At 70.8% G+C, this 17,944-nt stretch carries 16 protein-coding genes and 1 pseudogene; 10 read left to right on the plus strand and 7 right to left on the minus strand.

Features of this window, described 5'->3' with window-relative positions:
- Positions 1-4 precede the first annotated feature (4 nt).
- Complete coding sequence (locus ACFYNP_RS03625) at positions 5-1,270, plus strand: MFS transporter (protein WP_388782278.1); 1,266 nt, start codon at positions 5-7, stop codon at positions 1,268-1,270.
- Positions 1,271-1,367: 97 nt separating this feature from the next.
- Here the strand turns inward: ACFYNP_RS03625 and glgX are convergent, their stop codons facing one another.
- A complete protein-coding gene (gene glgX / locus ACFYNP_RS03630) occupies positions 1,368-3,488 on the minus strand; it encodes a glycogen debranching protein GlgX (protein ID WP_388782281.1) in 2,121 nt (706 codons plus the stop codon).
- 325 nt (positions 3,489-3,813) lie between these two features.
- On the opposite strand from glgX, the gene ACFYNP_RS03635 reads away from it, so the two are divergent.
- Both ACFYNP_RS03635 and ACFYNP_RS03640 read left to right on the plus strand, forming a co-directional pair.
- Positions 3,814-5,049, plus strand: a complete 1,236-nt coding sequence (locus ACFYNP_RS03635; RefSeq protein WP_167152686.1) for an SAV2148 family HEPN domain-containing protein — start codon at positions 3,814-3,816, stop codon at positions 5,047-5,049.
- A 109-nt stretch (positions 5,050-5,158) separates the two neighbouring features.
- Entirely contained in the window at positions 5,159-5,881 is a 723-nt protein-coding gene (locus ACFYNP_RS03640) for a 3'-5' exonuclease (RefSeq protein WP_388782283.1), read from the plus strand.
- A gap of 123 nt (positions 5,882-6,004) precedes the next feature.
- Here the strand turns inward: ACFYNP_RS03640 and ACFYNP_RS03645 are convergent, their stop codons facing one another.
- The gene (locus ACFYNP_RS03645; RefSeq protein ID WP_388782286.1) at positions 6,005-6,982 is read right to left on the minus strand and encodes a phosphotransferase enzyme family protein; all 978 of its coding nucleotides are present in this window, start codon (positions 6,980-6,982) and stop codon (positions 6,005-6,007) included.
- A 127-nt stretch (positions 6,983-7,109) separates the two neighbouring features.
- Here ACFYNP_RS03645 and ACFYNP_RS03650 point away from each other — a divergent pair, with 127 nt between their 5' ends.
- The 5 genes and pseudogenes from ACFYNP_RS03650 to ACFYNP_RS03670 all read left to right on the plus strand — a co-directional run bounded on the left by ACFYNP_RS03650 (position 7,110) and on the right by ACFYNP_RS03670 (position 12,404).
- Positions 7,110-8,057 (plus strand): carbohydrate ABC transporter permease, encoded by a 948-nt coding sequence (locus tag ACFYNP_RS03650; RefSeq protein WP_388782289.1) that lies wholly within the window; start codon positions 7,110-7,112, stop codon positions 8,055-8,057.
- Positions 8,054-8,893 carry a carbohydrate ABC transporter permease gene (locus ACFYNP_RS03655; RefSeq protein ID WP_388782291.1) on the plus strand — a complete coding sequence of 280 codons (840 nt, stop codon included), beginning with the start codon at positions 8,054-8,056 and terminating at the stop codon, positions 8,891-8,893. The genes ACFYNP_RS03650 and ACFYNP_RS03655 overlap by 4 nt, the downstream gene beginning before the upstream one ends.
- 41 nt (positions 8,894-8,934) lie before the next feature.
- Positions 8,935-10,209 (plus strand): annotated as a pseudogene (locus tag ACFYNP_RS03660) (ABC transporter substrate-binding protein).
- 330 nt (positions 10,210-10,539) lie between these two features.
- Entirely contained in the window at positions 10,540-11,745 is a 1,206-nt protein-coding gene (locus tag ACFYNP_RS03665) for a S8 family serine peptidase (protein WP_388782293.1), read from the plus strand.
- An 86-nt stretch (positions 11,746-11,831) separates the two neighbouring features.
- Complete coding sequence (locus tag ACFYNP_RS03670; protein WP_388782296.1) at positions 11,832-12,404, plus strand: DUF1697 domain-containing protein; 573 nt, start codon at positions 11,832-11,834, stop codon at positions 12,402-12,404.
- Here ACFYNP_RS03670 and ACFYNP_RS03675 read toward each other — a convergent pair.
- Positions 12,392-12,559, minus strand: coding sequence for a hypothetical protein (locus ACFYNP_RS03675; RefSeq protein ID WP_388782298.1), 168 nt, complete (start codon positions 12,557-12,559; stop codon positions 12,392-12,394). The genes ACFYNP_RS03670 and ACFYNP_RS03675 overlap by 13 nt on opposite strands.
- Positions 12,560-12,683: 124 nt before the next feature.
- Between ACFYNP_RS03675 and ACFYNP_RS03680 the strand changes: the two genes are divergently transcribed.
- Both ACFYNP_RS03680 and ACFYNP_RS03685 read left to right on the plus strand, forming a co-directional pair.
- Positions 12,684-13,316 carry a DsbA family protein gene (locus ACFYNP_RS03680; RefSeq protein WP_388403344.1) on the plus strand — a complete coding sequence of 211 codons (633 nt, stop codon included), beginning with the start codon at positions 12,684-12,686 and terminating at the stop codon, positions 13,314-13,316.
- Positions 13,317-13,796: 480 nt separating this feature from the next.
- Positions 13,797-13,967, plus strand: a complete 171-nt coding sequence (locus tag ACFYNP_RS03685) for a hypothetical protein (protein WP_388403347.1) — start codon at positions 13,797-13,799, stop codon at positions 13,965-13,967.
- Positions 13,968-14,142: 175 nt separating this feature from the next.
- Here ACFYNP_RS03685 and ACFYNP_RS03690 read toward each other — a convergent pair whose 3' ends face one another.
- From ACFYNP_RS03690 to ACFYNP_RS03705, 4 genes are read right to left on the minus strand one after another with little or no spacing between them, the layout of a single operon-like run.
- Complete coding sequence (locus ACFYNP_RS03690; protein WP_388782300.1) at positions 14,143-14,892, minus strand: sirohydrochlorin chelatase; 750 nt, start codon at positions 14,890-14,892, stop codon at positions 14,143-14,145.
- A gap of 7 nt (positions 14,893-14,899) precedes the next feature.
- A complete protein-coding gene (locus tag ACFYNP_RS03695; protein ID WP_388782303.1) occupies positions 14,900-15,805 on the minus strand; it encodes an ABC transporter permease in 906 nt (301 codons plus the stop codon).
- Positions 15,792-16,610 carry an ABC transporter ATP-binding protein gene (locus ACFYNP_RS03700; RefSeq protein WP_388403356.1) on the minus strand — a complete coding sequence of 273 codons (819 nt, stop codon included), beginning with the start codon at positions 16,608-16,610 and terminating at the stop codon, positions 15,792-15,794. The genes ACFYNP_RS03695 and ACFYNP_RS03700 overlap by 14 nt, the downstream gene beginning before the upstream one ends.
- 45 nt (positions 16,611-16,655) lie before the next feature.
- Positions 16,656-17,768 (minus strand): ABC transporter substrate-binding protein, encoded by a 1,113-nt coding sequence (locus ACFYNP_RS03705; RefSeq protein ID WP_388403359.1) that lies wholly within the window; start codon positions 17,766-17,768, stop codon positions 16,656-16,658.
- Between the last annotated feature and the right edge of the window lie 176 nt (positions 17,769-17,944).

Consider the following 17,944-nt stretch of genomic DNA (forward strand, 5'->3'; position numbering starts at 1 on the left):
CCTGATGGCCGGATCCCTGCAGACCTATCGCACCGTGCTCCACCTGACCGGTCCGCTGCTTCCCGTGATCTCCTTCCTCGGGCGGTTGCCGACGGCCATGTGCCAGCTCGGCAGCGTCCTCCTGGTCGCCGAGACCAGCGGCAGCCTGGCGACGGCCGGGCTCGTCGGCGGGGCGCTCGCCGCCGGGCAGACCGTGGCGGGACCGCTCCTGGGGCGCGCCGCCGACCGGTACGGCCAGCGGGCCGTGGTGCTCATGGCGGCGGGGGCGAACGCCGTCGCCGTGACCGGCCTGGTGCTCGCCGCGCTCTGCCACCTCTCGACCGGCCGGCTCGCCCTGCTCGGCGTCCTCGCGGGGGCGAGCGTGCCGCAGGTGGGGCCGCTCGCCCGGAGCCGGACCGTCGCCCTGGCGCACCGGGCGGGCGCCGACGGGCGGACCGTGGCGGGCGCGCTCTCCTTCGAGGGCACCCTGGACGAGATCTCCTTCGTCCTCGGCCCGGCCCTCGTGGGCCTCGCGGCCGCCCTCGCCCGGCCGGCCGCGGCCCTGCTCACGGCGGCGGCCCTGCTCGCCGTCTGCGGCACGGCCTTCGCACTCCACCCGACGGCCCGTCAGGTGACCGCGGCCAAGCGCACCCGGACACCCCGTACCCGGCTGCCCGGCGCGGTCTACGGGCTGCGCGTCACGATGGCGCTCCAGGGCGCCATGTTCGGCGCGTCCCAGGCCGGCATCACGGCCCTGACGGGCGAGCTCGGCCGGCCCTCGCAGACCGGGCTCGTATATGCGGCGATGGGCGTGATGAGCGCGGCCGCGGGGCTCGCCATGGTCGCCGTACCCGAGCGGCTCTCGTTGCCGGCGCGCTGGCGGATCGCCACCTCGGCGCTCGTCGTGCTCTGTGCGCCGCTCCTGTTCGTGCACACACTGCTCGGCCTGTACGTCACGGTGACCGTGCTCGGGGTGGCGTACGCGCCCCATCTGATCACCGTGTTCGGGCTGACGGAGAGGCTCGTTCCGGCGGGGCGGCTCGCCGAGTCCATGGCGTTCCTGACGAGCGGAGTCGTCGGCGGTCAGGCGCTCGCACTCGCCCTGTCGGGACGGCTCGCGCAGGACCACGGGGCGGTCGCCGCGTTCGCCGTCATGCTGGTGGCCGGGGCGCTGTGCGCGGTGTTCTCCTGGACCCTGCGCGGGCTCGGCGCGGGGCGGGCGGGCGCGGCCACCGGCAAGGCCGTCCCACCCGGCGTCGCGGTGGCCCCGAGGGCTCCGGCCGACGGCTGACCGGGCAGGGTCCACGTTCCTGGACCACTGTGCCGGAGCCCACTGACCATCGAACTCCGGCGCAGGTCAAGGCGGTTGAGGCCGTCCCCGCCCGGGCCTAGGCCGGTCGCCGCAGCACGGTCATGCTCCGGCCGATCAGGCCGATGCGCTCGCCCCCCGTCACCTTCGGCCCGCCGCCCTGCGGCATGCCATCGGAACATGCGGTGTCCACGACCACCTGCCACTGCCGGCCGTGGTTGACCGGAACCACGAAGTCGATGTCCTCCGCACTGGCGTTGAACATCAGCAGGAACGAGTCGTCGCCGATCCGCTCGCCGCGCGGCCCCGGCTCCGAGATCGCGTTGCCGTTGAGGAACACCGACAGTGCCTTCGCGCTCGCCGACTGCCAGTCCTCCTCGGCCATTTCCGCGCCCTCGGGCGTGAACCAGGCGATGTCCGAGAGCTCGTCGTGGGTCCCCTGCACCGGCCGGCCGTGGAAGAAGCGCCTGCGCCGGAAGACCGGATGGTCCCGGCGCAGCCACACCATGGCCCGGGTGAACGCGAGGAGCGATCCGTCCGTGTCCTCGCCCGGCTCCGGCCAGTGCACCCAGGACAGCTCGGTGTCCTGGCAGTAGGCGTTGTTGTTGCCGTTCTGGGTGCGGGCGAACTCGTCGCCGTGGCTGATCATCGGCACGCCCTGCGACAGCATCAGGGTGGCGATGAAGTTCCGCATCTGGCGGGCGCGCAGCTCCGCCACCCCGGCGTCGTCGGTGGGGCCCTCCGTGCCGCAGTTCCAGGACCGGTTGTGGCTCTCGCCGTCCCGGTTGCCCTCGCCGTTGGCGTCGTTGTGCTTGTCGTTGTAGGAGACGAGGTCGTTGAGGGTGAACCCGTCGTGGCAGGTGTGGAAGTTGATGGAGGCCAGCGGCCTTCGGCCGTCGTCCTGGTAGAGGTCGGACGAGCCGGTCAGCCGCCCCGCGAACTCGGCGAGCGTACGCGGCTCGCCACGCCACAAGTCCCGTACGGTGTCGCGGTACTTGCCGTTCCACTCCGTCCACAGCGGCGGGAAGTTGCCCACCTGGTAGCCGCCCTCTCCCACGTCCCACGGCTCGGCGATCAGCTTGACCTGGCTGACCACCGGGTCCTGCTGGACCAGGTCGAAGAAGGACGAGAGCCGGTCGACCTCGTGGAACTGGCGGGCCAGAGTCGCGGCGAGGTCGAAGCGGAAGCCGTCCACGTGCATCTCGGTCACCCAGTAGCGCAGCGAGTCCATGATCAGCTGGAGGACGTGCGGGGAGCGCATGAGGAGGCTGTTGCCGGTGCCGGTGGTGTCCTCGTAATAGCGCGGGTCGTCGGCCAGCCTGTAGTACTGCGCGTTGTCCAGGCCGCGGAAGGAGAGCGTGGGGCCGAGGTGGTTGCCCTCCGCCGTGTGGTTGTAGACGACGTCCAGGATGACCTCGATGCCGGCCTCGTGCAGCGCCCGCACCGCCTGCTTGAACTCCAGGACCTGCTGGCCGCGGTCGCCCCAGGACGCGTACGCGTTGTGCGGGGCGAAGAAGCCGATGGTGTTGTAGCCCCAGTAGTTGGACATTCCGGCGTCGGCCAGCCGGTGGTCGTTGACGAACTGGTGCACCGGCATCAACTCAAGCGCGGTGACGCCCAGTTGTGTGAGGTGGTCGATGATCGCCGGATGTGCGAGCGCGGCATAGGTGCCGCGCTGCTCCGGCGGGAGCTCCGGGTGGAGCATGGTGAGGCCCTTGACATGGGCCTCGTAGAAGACGGTGTGGTGGTAGTCGGTGCGGGGCGGCCGGTCGTCGCCCCAGTCGAAGAAGGGGTTCACCACCACCGAGGCCATCGTGTGCGGCGCCGAGTCCAGGTCGTTGCGGCTGTCGGGCCGCCCGAAGTGGTAGCCGTACACCGCCTCGTTCCACTCGACCTGGCCGCTTATGGCCCGCGCGTAGGGGTCGAGGAGCAGCTTCGCCGAGTTGCAGCGATGTCCGTGCTGCGGCTCGTACGGTCCGTGCACCCGAAAGCCGTACCGCTGGCCCGGCAGCACACCGGGCAGATAGGCATGGCGTACGAAGGCGTCGGACTCGCGCAGTTCGACGGCCGTCTCCGAGCCGTCGTCGTGGAGCAGACACAACTCGATCCGACGGGCGGCCTCGGAGAAGACCGCGAAATTGGTCCCGGCGCCGTCGTACGTGGCGCCGAGTGGGTAAGCCTGTCCCGGCCACACCTGCATGGGCAAGACTCTTCCACTTCCACTCGGGTTACTGAGGGGCTGTTCGGCCAGATCCTCCCTGAAAGAACGACCGTCACCCGGGACGTCCGCGTGCTCCAATGGGTGACCCGGGTCCGGCCGACGCGGTGCCGGCGCCATGAATCCGCTCACCCCGTCTGATAGTGCCCATCAGAACAGGCCGTATCCTCGGGCCAGTTGGCAAACTCGACGCGTGATCGGGATGCAGCGCCTCCTGCTCCCGGAGTACCCTTCCTTGATCGTTGAAGGGCGTGCGGGGGCGGGCCGGGCCCGCAGGGGTGTGCCGGGGGCGGAAGGCGGTGCGTGGGTGAGCTCGGGAGGCCTTGAGCTGCCCCCTGGTGACACGGGTCATGAGGGGGAGTCCGGCGACATCCCGCCCGGAGCGGTATCCCTGGCGCGTCCGATGGAGATCGGGGCGGAGCTGGACTGGGGCGCGGACGCCTGGAGCGAGGTGCGTACGCGCGCGCAGCGGGCCGGGCGCGCCTACATCTGGCTGAACCTGGTGGAGCAGCGGCTGCGCGCCGTGGTGGCCGCCGTGCTGCGGCCGATCTACGAACCGGTCCACGGCGACGACTGGGTGGTCGCCGCGGCGGGACCGGCCGGCCAGGAGTGGGTGCAGCGGGCCGTCGCGGTGCGCGAGGTCTCGCGCCGCAAGGGCTATCTGCTCGACCCCGCCGACGACAACGTGCTCAGCTTCCTCACGCTCCCGCAGCTGCGGGAGCTGATGGTGCAGCACTGGCCGTGCTTCGAGCCGTACGTGGACGACCGGCGCGATGTCGAACTCGCCCTGGACGAGCTGGAGGTGGCCCGCAATGTCGTCTCCCGCAACCGGGCCCTGAACGAGGCCGTGCTCGCCCAGGCCGAGCGCGCCTCGGCGCGGCTCCTGGACGTGCTCGGCGGCGCCGGCGGTGCCCCGGCCGCGCACCGCCTGCCCATCGACGCCGTCGAGGACCTCGTCGGCGACCGGTACGCCGACGTCGTCTCCGTGCACTCCGACCGGGTGCGCCTCCAGCGCCAGCTGCCCGCCGAGGACCTCTTCGGCGGTGCCCGGCGCCTGGACGCGATAGGCATCGGCCTCAATCTCCTTGTGCAGAACTACTCGGGCCGCCGTCTCGTGCGCCTGGCCGAGACCGGCTGCCGCGTCCGGCTGCTCTTCCTCAACCCGGCGAGCAGCGCGGTCAAGCGGAGGGAGCGTGAACTCGGTCTGAAGAAGGGTGAGTTGAGTCGTTCGGTGGAGATGAACATTCTCCATATGCGGCGGGTGCGGACCGCGCTGCGCGACCCGGGGGCCTTCGAGATCCAGGTCTTCGACGAGACCCCGCGCTTCACCGCCTACCTGGTGGACGGCGACGGGGCGGACGGGCTCGCGGTCGTCCAGTCCTATCTGCGCCGTGCGCGGGGGATGGAGGCGCCGGTGCTGGTGCTGCGCGGCGGCGGCCGGCGGGGCGTGGTGCGGCCGGGCCAGGACGTGGAGCACGGTCTCTTCGAGACCTACCGCGAGGAATTCGAATCGGTCTGGGTGGATTCACGCCCTGTGTCCTGATTCGTAGTGAGACTTCCCTGGTGCATTCCGGCCGCCCGGCCGATTGTCAGTGGCGCGTGCGAGGGTGGTCGTCAACTGGGGGAAAGCACCACGAAGGAGGGGCAGCAGCATGAGCTGGCACCTGGAACCGCTGGTCGGATTCGACCTGGAGACGACCGGCACCGAGCCGCGCGAGGCCCGCATCGTGACGGCGGCGATCGTCGAAGTGCGGGGCGCCGATGTGGTCGGGCGGCGCGGCTGGCTGGCGGATCCGGGGATACGGATCCCGGCGCAGGCCTCCGCGGTCCACGGGATCAGCAGTGAACACGCTGCGGCCCGGGGCCGGCCGGCGGCCGAGGTCGCCGACGAGGTCGCCGAGACCCTGGCCGCCCACTGGCGCCGGGGCGTGCCGGTGGTGGCCTACAACGCCGCCTTCGATCTGACGCTGCTCGCCGCCGAGCTGCGCCGCCACCAACTGCCTTCGCTCGGCGAACGGCTGGGCGGCGCGCCCATAGGCCCGGTCGTCGATCCGTACACGATCGACCGTTCGGTGGACCGCTACCGCAAGGGCAAGCGCACCCTGGAGGCGGTGTGCGTCGAGTACGGAGTGGTCCTGGAGTCGGCGCACGACGCGGGGGCCGACGCGCTGGCGGCGGCCCGGGTGGCGGTGGCGATAGCCAAGCGCCACCCGCAGGTGGCGCGGCTCGAACCGGCGGAGCTGCATGACCGTCAGATCCAGTGGTATGCCGACTGGGCGGCCGACTTCCAGCAGTTCCTGCGCCGCAAGGGCACCACGGACGCGGTGATCGACGGCTCCTGGCCACTGCGAGAACTGACCCCGGCCCGCGGCTGACCCCGGCCCGCGGCTGAGGCCCGGCCCACGGTGGAGCCCGGCCGGCTCACGGCTGGGGCCTGCCCCGCGGCTGAGTCCCGCCCGCGCGCGGGCCTTCGAGCCCCGGCCCGCGCGCGGCGCCGCTCAGAAGGGGTACCAGCGCACCTCGGCGTCCCCGTCACGCAGCGAGGCGACCCGGCGGCGGAATTCGTCGAGCGCCTTCGGGTTGGTCGGGGCGTGCTGGGCGACCCACGCGCAGCTGGCCGTCTCGCGCGCACCGCGCAGAACGGCACAGCCGTCCCACTCGCGGACGTCCCAGCCGTAGACCTCGACGAACGCGTCGTACTGCTCGGCGGGCAGCCCGTACCGGTCGCGGGAGAGCGCCATCACGACCAGGTCGTGCTCCCGAAAGTCGGTGGAAAAGGTCTCCAGATCGACCAGGACCGGCCCTTCGGGGCCGATGGACACATTGCGGGGGAGGGCGTCGCCATGGATGGGACCGACGGGAAGATACGGGGTGAGCGCGGCGGCCGCCTCGGCGAAGCCGTCCCTGCGGGCGCGCAGATACGCGGCGTCGGCCGGGTCGATCGCCTCGCCGGCCAGCTGTAGCCAGCGCTCGACTCCGCCCAGGAGTTCGCGGCGCGGCAGCGGGAAGGCGGGCGCCGGCAGGGCGTGGACGCGCCGGAGCAGCGCGGCCAGATCGGCGGGGCCGGCCGGACGCTCCCCCTCGGGCAGCCGGTGCCACACGGTCACCGGGTGGCCCTCGACCAGGCGGGGCTTCGGCTCGGCGGCCCGGACGGCGGGTACGCCGGCCTCGGCGAGCCAGGTCGCGACGGCCACCTCGCGCTCGGCCCGCTCCAGGAGTTCCGGGTGGCGGCCGGCATCCCGGCCGACCTTGACGACCAGGCCGTGCTCGGTGCCGGTGCCGGTGCCGGTGCCGGTACCAGTGCCGGTGCCGGTGCTCGTGACCGCCTCGGTGTGGGTGCCGGAATCCGTACCGGGCAGGGCGAAGACCGCGTTCTCGCCCAGGGCCAGCAGCTCGGCGGTCGCGGTTCCGGCAAGGGTGCCGGGGCCGTTCAGCGCCGCCGCGGCCAGCAGTTCGCGTGCCCGTGCCTCGTCCATAGGTCTCTCCCGGTGATCGTCAGGTCCCGGGCAAGTCTCGCATTCACGCAGGTCGTCTTGACGAACGGACGGACCGTCAGCACGATGACGGGGGCTGTTCGGCATTACTGGACAAAGGGGTGGATAGGTGACATCGACGACCGCCGGCACGCGGTCAGCCACCACAAAGCCGACGAACAGACCTCCCGGAAACAGAGGCGGGGACCGGCACGGCGGTGGCGCCTGGTTCCTGGTGCTCCCCGCGCTCCTGCCCATTCTGGTGCTCAGCGTGGGCCCGCTGCTCTACGGCATCGCGCTGTCCTTCACCGACTCCCAGTCGGGCCGCACCACCGCCACCCAGTGGGTGGGGCTGCTCAACTTCCGTGATCTGGCGCACGACGGGCTGTTCTGGGAGTCGTTCCGGATCGGCCTGCTGTGGGCGGTCGGGGTCACCGTGCCCCAGTTCCTGCTCGCGCTCGGCCTCGCCCTGCTCCTGAACCAGAAGCTCCGGCTCCGCTGGCTGGCCCGGGCACTCGCGATCATCCCCTGGGCGATGCCCGAGGTCGTGGTCGGCATCATGTGGCGTCTCGTCTACCAGCCGGACGCCGGCATCCTGAACGAGACGCTGCGCACCCTCGGGCTCGGCGACGGCCACGACTGGCTGACCGGTCTCACCACCGCCCTGCCTGCCGTGATCCTGGTCGGCGTCTGGGCCGGTATGCCCCAGACCACGGTCGCCCTCCTCGCCGGACTCCAGAACACCCCACGAGAGCTGCACGAGGCCGCCGCCATCGACGGCGCCGGCGCCTGGCGCCGATTCCACGCGGTCACCTGGCCCGCCCTGAAACCGGTGGCCCTCGCGATCACGGCGCTCAACTTCATCTGGAACTTCAATTCCTTCGCCTTGGTCTACGTCCTGACCAACGGCGGTCCGGGCGGCCGCACCCGGCTTCCGATGCTCTTCGCCTACGAAGAGGCCTTCCGTTACGGACAGTTCGGATACGCGGCGGCCATGGGCTGTGTGATGGTCGCCGTGATCGCCGTCTGCCTCGCCCTCTTCCTGGTGGGCCGCCTCAACGAAGGGAGGGACAAGTGAGCGCGCGTACAAGGGTGTTGGTGCGTGCCGGGCAGTACCTCGCGCTCCTCGGCTATCTCGTCTTCCTCGCCTTTCCCTTCCTCTGGCTGATCTCCACCGCCTTCAAGCCGCCGCGCGAACTGGGCTCACTCCATCCGACCTGGATCCCGCGGCACCCCACCCTCGACAACTTCCGTCAGGCCTTCGACGAACAGCCGCTGCTGCAAGCCGGGTTGAACAGCCTGGTCGCGGCCGTCTCCGCCGCCGTCGTCGCGGTGCTGATCGCCACGCCGATGGCGTACGTCATGGCTCGCCAGAGGGGCCGCCTCGCGGCCGCCGCCACGGGCTGGGTGGTGGTCAGCCAGGCGTTCCCGTTCGTTCTGCTGATCATTCCGCTCTTCCTCGTCCTGAAGAACCTGCACCTGATCAACTCGGTGGGCGGTCTCGTCATGGTGTACGTGGTGTGGTCGCTGCCGTTCGCGCTCTGGATGCTGAACGGGTACGTACGCGCCGTGCCCGCCGAACTGGAGGAGGCGGCCGCCGTCGACGGCGCGGGGCGCCTGCGCACCCTCGTCTCGGTCACCGCGCCCCTGCTCGCCCCCGGCATCGTGGCCACCGCGCTCTTCGCGTTCATCACGGCGTGGAACGAGTTCTTCTTCGCGCTCGTCCTCCTCAAGACCCCCGAGAAGCAGACCCTGCCCGTCGTCCTCACCCACTTCCTCGGTGCGGAGGGCGTCGCCGACCTCGGGCCGCTGGCCGCGGCGGCGTTCCTCGCCACCCTGCCCTCCCTGGTGATCTTCGCGATCATCCAGAGGCGGATCACCGGCGGCATGCTGGCCGGGGCGGTGAAGAGCTGATGCGCAAGGGTGAACAGGGCACGCACGTCGCCAGGTTGAGGATGGCGGCGGCCTTCGCGCTCCTGCTGTCGCTGCTCGCGGGGTGTTCCGGCAGCGGATCGGACTCGGACGCCCACGGGGTGATCACGCTCCGCTTCCAGTCCCTTGCCTGGCAGAAGGAGTCCGTGGACGCCACGAAGGCCCTGGTCAAGGAGTGGAACGCGACGCACCCCGCCGTCCAGGTGCAGTACGTGCAGGGCAGCTGGGACACCGTGCACGACCAGTTGCTCACCGCTTTCGAGGGCAGCGAGGCACCGGACGTCATCCACGATGCCTCGGACGACCTGGCCGACTTCGCCTACGGCGGCTACCTCGCGGACCTGAGCGGATCGCTGCCCGAGCGGCTCAAGGGAGCCATCCCGGCACAGAGCTGGCAGACGACCACCTTCGGGAAGGGGGTGTACGGGGTCCCGTTCCTCTAGGAGCCGAGGGTGCTGATCGCCAACACGAAGCTCCTCAAGGCCTCGGGGGTCCGTGTCCCCACGCCCGAACAGCCGTGGACCTGGCCGGAGTTCAGGCAGGTGGCGAAGGAGCTGAGCGGGGACGGCAGGTTCGGGGTGGCCTGGCCGCTCAAGGAGCCGGTCTCGGTCACGCTCAACCTGGGCCTCTCCGCGGGCGGCCGGCTCTTCACGCGCGACGGCGAGGGCAAGGCGAAGGTGGAGTTCACGGCGGGCGACGCGGTGGTCCCCGACACCGTCAACGCTCAGGTGAACACCGACAGGAGCGCCGCCCGTACCACCCTCGGCATGGGCGGCTCGGACACGCTGCCCGGGTTCTTCGCGGGCAAGTACGCCATGGTGCCGCTGGGGTTCTCCTACCGTCAGCAGATCGTGCAGCAGGCACCGCCCGGCTTCGCGTGGACGGTGCTGCCCGCGCCCGCGGGCAGTGCGGGCCTGGACCAGGGCGTCAGCCCGCAGACCCTGTCGGTCGCCCAGGACAGCCCGCACAAGAAGGAGGCCGCCGAGTTCATCGACTTCCTGCTGAGCCCCGCGCACATGGTGCGCCTGGCCGAGGGCGACTGGATGCTGCCGACGGGAACGGAAGCCCTCAGGGACCCGGCCCTGCACTCCACCGAGGACGGCTGGGCGACGGGCACCGCACTCGCCCCCCATCTGCGCTCGGCGCCCGCGCAGTCGGTACGGGGCTACCCGGAGTGGAAGGACAAGGTCGCCACGCCCGCTCTGCAGGAGTACTACAGCGGGGCGATCGACGCGGCCGAGCTGAAGAAGCGCCTGGTCGAGGACGGAAACCGGGTACTCGCGCGCTACCAGCGCTGAGGGCGGTGCGGCCCGCACCGGGTCCTTCGGCCCCGGGCGGCCTCCCGCTCCGCCGCCCGCCCCGCCTCCCGCTCAACGCCCTTGCACATCAGCTGACTTGAAAGGAGTGGGCGCGGGTCGGGTTCACGCAGAGTGTCCACCGGCCCTCCATAAAGCCCGAGTTGTTCTGGCCTGGATGGTTTTCGCATTACGAAACCTTGTTGGCTAAGTCACAGCCGTATGAAGTCCTTGATCTGCGCGCGTCAATCGGCAAGGGTTTCGAACCAGCCCCGGAAAGTTTCCTTCCGGTAGGCAAACCCCCCACAAATAGTGACGAGGAGACCCCTCTTCATGGCAACTCACAAGCGCGCGAGCAGGACCAGGCTCACCGCCGGCATAGCCGCCGTGGCGGCGACCGCCGGACTCATCACGCTGGGCTCCTCGTTCGCCGGAGCCGCCCCCGCCGAAGGCGCGGTCTACGGACTCGACGCCAAGGACGCGGTCGACGGAAGCTACATCGTCCTGCTGGACAAGTCGGCCACGGCCGACTCCAAGCGCAAGCTCGCCGAGGAGTACGGCGGCAAGCTCCAGCGCGACTATTCCTCCTCCCTCAACGGCTTCTCCGCCAGCGGTCTCACACAGACCGAGGCCAAGCGGCTCGCCGCGGACCCGTCCGTCGGCACGGTCGTGCAGAACAAGAAGTTCCACATCAACGCGGAGCAGGCGAGCCCGCCGTCCTGGGGCCTGGACCGGATCGACCAGAGCGCGACCGCGGGCGACGGCAAGTACACCTATCCCGACAGCGCGGGCGACGGTGTCACGGCGTACGTCATCGACACCGGAGTCCGCATCTCCCACAAGGACTTCGGTGGCCGGGCCTCCTACGGCTTCAACGCGGTCGACAACAACGACAGGGCCGACGACGGCAACGGCCACGGCACGCACGTCGCGGGCACCATCGCGGGCGCCGAGCACGGCGTGGCCAAGAAGGCGAAGATCGTCGCGGTGCGGGTCCTCGACAACCAGGGCTCCGGAAGTACCGATCAGGTCGTCGCGGGCGTCGACTGGGTCACCAAGAACCACAAGGGTCCGTCCGTCGCCAACCTGAGCCTCGGCGGCACCGCCGACCCGGCGCTCGACGCGGCCGTCCAGAAGGCGATCGCCTCCGGGGTCACCTTCGGTGTGGCGGCCGGCAACGAGTCCGCGGACGCGGGCAACGGTTCGCCCTCCCGTGTCAAGGAGGCCATCACGGTCGCCTCCTCCACCAAGGACGACCAGCAGTCCGACTTCTCCAACTTCGGTTCCGTGGTGGACCTCTACGCCCCCGGCTCGGACATCACCTCCGACTGGAACACCAGCGACACGGCCACCAACACCATCTCCGGCACGTCCATGGCGACCCCGCACGTCGTCGGCGCCGCGGCGGTCTATCTGGCCGGGCACAAGGACGCCACTCCCGCCCAGGTCTCCGACGCCCTCACCAAGGGCGCCACGGCCGACAAGATCTCCAACGCGAGCCCGGGCACCCCGAACAGGCTGCTGAAGGTCGTCGAGTAGACACCGCCCGGCAGCACTGGACGACGGCCTCCGCGCCCGTCCCCCACGGGGCGCGGGGGCCGTCCTGCGGGCCCTACTGTGGGGCCATGACGACGACGTACGCGGCTCTGCTGCGCGGCATCAATGTGGGCGGGAAGAAGAAGGTTCCCATGGCCGAGCTCCGGAGCATCCTGGAGGAGTTGGGCCACGGCCGGGTGAAGACGTATCTCAACAGCGGCAACGCCGTGTTCACCAGTGCCTCCCGGGATCCGGACGCCCTCGCCGCCGAGCTGGCGGCCGCCATCGAGAAGCGCTTCGGCTTCGAGGTCGCCTGCATGGTGCGCACCGGGCCCTATCTGCGGTCCGTTCTGGACGCGTGCCCCTTCCCGGCCGAGGAGCTGGCCGGCAAGCAGCTGCACGCCACCTTCTTCTCCGGCCCGACCGTGACCGCGGAGCGGTTCGCCGCACTCGACGCGTCGGCCTATCTCCCCGAGGAGTTCCGGCTCGGCGACCAGGTGCTCTATCTGTACGCGCCGGGCGGCCTCGGCACCTCCCAGCTGGGTGCCGCCCTGTCCCGGCCCGGGCTGCTGAAGGGCGTCGACGCGACCTCCCGCAACTGGAACACCGTCAAGGCTCTGGTGGAGATGACGCGGGAGGCCGGGGATGATCAGGCCGGCTGAAGGGCGTCCCGCTCGACGGCCCGGCGCGGCACGGCGAGCGCGTCCGCCCGTGCCCCGCGCGGGCCCCAGTAGCCGGGGCCGGTGAGCTGTGCGGTGCCGAAGCCGAGGCGCCGCAGGGGGCGGTCCCCGCCCAGGGGGAAGGTCTCAGCGATCATGCGGGGACGGTATCGGAGCGGGTGGAGATGGCGCGGGGCGGGTGGCGGAGGCGGTGAAGTGGCCCAGCTGAGTCGCGCCTCATTGGCCCAGAGGCAGGGGCCAGTGGCGGACTAGGGTCGGATCATGACCGCTACCGTGAACGCCTCCGCGCAGCCCACCTCCGTCGACTTCTACTTCGACCCCGCCTGCCCCTTCGCCTGGATCACCTCGCGCTGGATGCTGGAGGTCGAGCGGCACCGGGACATCGAGCTGAGGTTCCGGCCGATGAGTCTGTATCTGCACAACATCGGCAACGAACTGCCCGACTGGTACCGGGACTTGGTCGACCGGTCGATCGGGCCCGTCCGGGTCGCCGTCGCGGCGGCCGAGGCGCACGGGGAGGGGGTGCTGCGCGACCTGTACACGGCCTTCGGCACCCGTATCCACCAGGACGGGAACGAGGACTTCGACGAGGTGATCGCCACGGCCCTGGCCGACCTCGGGCTGCCGGCCGCGCTCGCCGGTGCCGCGCATGATCCGGCGTACGACGAGGCCGTGCGGCGCAGCCACGACGCGGGCAAGGACCCCGCCGAGGACGGCTATGTCGGCACCCCGACCCTGCACCTCGACGGCAAGGTCTACTTCGGGCCGGTGCTCAGCTCGATCCCGCGCGGCGAAGAGGCGGCGCGGCTCTTCGACAGCGTGCGGACGATCGCGGCGTACCCGGACTTCTTCGAGCTGAAGCGGGCTCGGACGGGGGCGCTGCGGTTCGACTGAGGTGCGCTCCGTCGCGCGCGGGGTACTGGCCCCGTCGCGCGCCCCCGCCCGGCCGGCCTCGACTCCGGTGTCCGTGACGGTGCGGCTACACGAGGCCGGAAGGAGTCAACAGCGTGGTCCGTGCTGCGGATGGACGGACCGGTGATCGGCTGCCCGTCCGGAGCTGCGCGCAGCGCGTGAGCGTCCTCGGAGGGTGCCGGCAGGGCCGGCGATCGCACCGCGCTGCCCCGACCGTTTCCCTTTCTCCCCTGGAAATTTTCGGATCGGACATGGTGCGGCCCTATCCGCTTGCCCCCTGCGTACACACCCGGCAGGCTGATCAGAGTCATCGGGCGACTTGTCGATGACATATTTTCTTGGTCCGCGTGCCGGCGAAACGCGGTCTCGACGGGGTAAAGCGAGTTCTCGCCAAATGGCGGAAACAAGCTGTTCGCCGTGTGTGACAAGCATCTGTCTCAAGGGAGTTCAGCTATGAGGACCATGACGATACGTGTGCGCCGCATCGCTCTGGGCGTGGCGGCAACGGCGATCCTCGGGCTCGTCGGCACCGCGGCCGCTCACGCCGGCACGCAGTGGGGCGGCGCGCCTCAACCGGTGGTGACGGAGGTTGCGCACCCGGAAGCCGCCCAGGCAGACACGCAGTGGGGCTAGTCCTCACCTGAAGGCCGAAGCGACAGGCGGGTCGCAGGGCTTGAGGGCCTGCCTGCCGTGAGGGCCACCGGGGATGGCGTGCCAACTGCACGGAAAGCGAACTGCGCAATCCGATGTGAGCTCTACGTGAGCCGACGCTCGCCCCACGAGGTTGTGCCTCCGCGCCCGCCCGGGGCTACGCCCCCTGGGCGGACAGCGCCGGTACCCCGTCCCGCGCCCGCGCCTCGTCGTAGCGGAGTAGCAGCAGGCCGGCCAACTCCTCTGCGGCGCCCAGTACTTCGGACAGGACGTCCGCGTTCTCGGCGCCCCGGGCGATGCGGTCGGGGAGGAAGCCGGGGGCTATGACGTAGGGGGCCACTGCCACGCGGCGCACACCTTCGGATCTGAGGGCGCGTACCGCGTCCTCCGTGCGGGGCAGTGCCGCGGAGGCGAACGCAGGCCGCACGGCGCACCAACCGGTGTGCCGCAGCTCCCGCGCGATTTCAGCGATCACTGCGATCGCCTCCGGGTCGGTGGAGCCCGCCGAGGCCAGGACGACCCCGGTCGAGCGTTTGTCGGCGGGCGTCAGGCCCGCCTCGTACAGCCGCCGCTCCAGTGCGGCGAGCAGCAGCGGGGAGGGGCCGAGGACGTCCGCCAGGCGGATGTTCAGGCGGGCCGGGGCGCGGTCGAGGGCCGCCGGGATGTCGGCCTTCGCGTGGAAGGCGCGGGTCAGCAGGAGGGGGAGGGCCACCACGTCCCGGATGCCTTCGAGGGCGAGACGGTCCAGGGCCTGGGGGACCGAGGGAGTGTTGAAGTCCAGGTAGGCGGTCTCCACGCGCAGACCGGGGCGCAGCGCCCCGGCCCGCCGGACCAGGGCACGCACGGTCGCGGCGTGCCGCGGATCGCGGCTGCCGTGGGCGATGACGAGGAGGACCGGGCGGTGCACGGGCGGCTCAGCCCTTCACGAGCAGACCGCGGCCGCGCAGCACCCTGCGCTCCAGCGGGCTGAAGATCAGCAGGTCGATGGCGATGCCCACGATCAGGATCAGGAAGATCGCCAGGAAGATGCCGGGCATGTCGGAGTTGTTGCGGCCGTTCTCCAGCAACTGGCCGAGACCCAGGCCGAGATCGGGCGAGGAGGCGATGATCTCGGCGGCCATCAGGGAGCGCCAGGAGAACGCCCAGCCCTGCTTCAGGCCCGCGAGGTAACCGGGCAGCGCGGCCGGCATCAGGATGTGCCAGGCGCCGCGCACCCCGGTCGCGCCGAGCGTACGGCCCGCCCGCAGATACAGCGGGGGCACCTGGTCGACGCCGGAGACGAGGCCGTTGGCGATGGAGGGGACCGCGCCGAGCAGGATCACGGCGTACATCATCGAGTCGTTCAGGCCGAGCCACAACACGGCCGGCGGCACCCAGGCCACCGACGGCAGCGACTGGAGCCCGGACAGGATCGGGCCGATGGCCGCCCGCACGAACTTGACCCGGGCCACCAGCAGCCCCAGCGGCGTTCCGATGGCCAGGGCGAGCAGGAAGCCGAGCAGTCCGCGCGAGACACTGGTCCACACCACGTCGAGCAGGGTGCCCTGGAGCCACATGTCGGACAGGCTCGACCACACCGCGGACGGCGCGGGCAGCTTGTACTCGTCGGTGACCTTCGCCGAGACCAGGACCTGCCACACCACCAGGACGAGGACGACCGCGCTCAGCGGGGGCAGGACCTTCTTGACCAGCACCTCGCGCACCGGGGTGCGGTGGGTCTGGACGGTTTCGAGCGCGTCGAGGCCCGCTTCGAGGCTGCCCAGACCGGGGGAGTCCTTGACGGCGGCGGTCTCGGCGTCAGTGGTCTCAGTGCTGGCCATGGCGGCGGATCTCCCCACGCAGTTGTTCAGTGATCTCGACGGAGAGCTCCGCCACTTCGGCGTCCTCGATGCGGCGCGGCTGCTCGATGTCCACCGTCCACTCGTGGGCCACCCGGCCGGGCCGCGAGGAGAGCAGCACCACGCGCTGGGCGAGCCGGACCGCCTCGCGCACGTTGTGGGTGACGAACAGCACCGACAGGTTGCCCGCGACGGAGTCGCCCGTGTTCGCAGTGCGCCAGATGCGGGTCAGCTCGTCGTGCAGGACGTCCCGGGTGATCGCGTCCAGGGCCGCGAACGGCTCGTCCATCAGGAGGAGTCGGGAGTCCTGGGCGAGCGCGCGGGCCATCGCGACACGCTGGCGCATACCGCCCGACAGCTCGTGCACGCGCTTGCCGTACGCGCCCTGGAGGCGGACCAGGGAGAGGAGTTCCTCGGCCCGGTCGCGCCGCTCGTTCTTGGCCACCCCGCGGAACCGCAGGGCGAGTTCGATGTTCTTGCCCGCGGTCAGCCACGGGAACAGGGCGTGCTCCTGGAACATCAGGGCAGGCCGTCCGCCGGGCGTCTCGATGCTGCCCGCGGTCGGGGCGTCGAGCCCGGCGACCAGGTTGAGCAGCGTCGACTTTCCGCAGCCGGAGGCGCCCAGGAGGGTGACGAACTCGCCCGGTGCGACATCGAGGGTGATGTCGTCGAGGACGAGCTGCGGTCCCGCGGGACCGTCGAAGGACTTCGAGACGTGCTCGATGCGGGCGGCGTACTCGTGCGCTGCCGCCGTGCGGTCCGTGGCCTTGGCGAGTGCGGTGGCCATGGTCGTCACCTCCTGGGAAACCTGTGAACCGGCCGGGTGGGGGGACTACTTGACGCCGAGGCCGGCGTCGCCGACCTCAGGCTTGCCCAGGGACTTGAGGACCTTGTTGAGCGGAGCCAGGTCGTAGATGCCGCTCAGGTCGGGCTTCTTGAGGAGCCCGGCCTTCACCGCGTGGTCGGCCTGCGCCTGGAGGGTCGCCGCCAGCGGGTCGTCCAGGGTCTTGATGGACTTCCACGCCGGGTCGATGATGTCCGCCGGAAGCGCCTTGCCGGACAGCTTCTTGAGCGCCTCGTTCGCGGAGGCCTTCGCCTGGTCGGGGTGGGCCGAGATCCACTCGTTGGTCTTCACCGAGCCGCGCAGCACCGCCTCGACGACGTCGGGGTGCTCCTTGAGGAACTTCTGCGACACGATGATGTTGGTGATCACGAACTGCTTGTCCGGCCACAGGTCGGACTCGTCGAGCAGCACCTTGCCGCCCTCGGACACCAGCTTGGACGCGGTCGGCTCGGGCACCCACGCGCCGTCGATCGAGCCGGACTTGAAGGCGTCTGGGGTGATCTTGTTGTCGGTGCGGACCACGTTGACGTCGCCCTTGCCGCTCTGCGCGTCGACCTTCCAGCCCTTTTCGGCGATCCAGTTCAGGAACGCCACGTCCTGGGTGTTGCCGAGCTGCGGCGTGGCTATGTTCTTGCCCTTGAGGTCGTCGAGCGACTTCACCTTGTCCGGCTTGACCACCAGCTTCACACCGCCGGACGCCGAGCCGCCGATGATGCGCAGGCTCTGGCCCTTGGACTTGGTGAAGCCGTTGATGGCCGGCGAGGGGCCGATCCAGCCGATGTCGATCGAGCCCGCGTTGAGGGCCTCGATCTCGGAGGGGCCGGCGTTGAAGGTGGCCGTCTTGACGGCCGTGCCGCCCAGCTCCTTCTGGAAGAGCCCTTCCTGGACGCCGATCAGCGGGGTGGCGTGGGTCAGGTTCGGGAAGTAGCCGATCTTCACGGAGTCGGCGGAGAGCTTCTTGCCGTCGGCGGCGGGAGAGGCCTTCCCGGCGTCGCTCTTGTCGGCGGACGAGCCGTAGCCGCAGGCGGCGAGCGCACCGAACAGCAGCGGCAGGGTGGCGGCGGCGACGAGGCTGCGCCTCAAGGTGGAGCTGGCAGGCACGGGAGGGTGTCCTCTCGGAGGCCCGGTGCTTACGTACGGAGTCTCAACTCCGTTACGCGGCCGGGAAGTCGGCAGGTCTTCGGTGGTGCGTGAGGTGCTGGTGGTGCATGTGGTGCAGCCGGGCGCGCGAGCGGTGCGCGTACGTCATCGCGCACATCGGGCCACCCCGCCCTGGC

Source organism: Streptomyces sp. NPDC006691 (assembly GCF_042869955.1).
GTDB lineage: Bacteria > Actinomycetota > Actinomycetes > Streptomycetales > Streptomycetaceae > Streptomyces.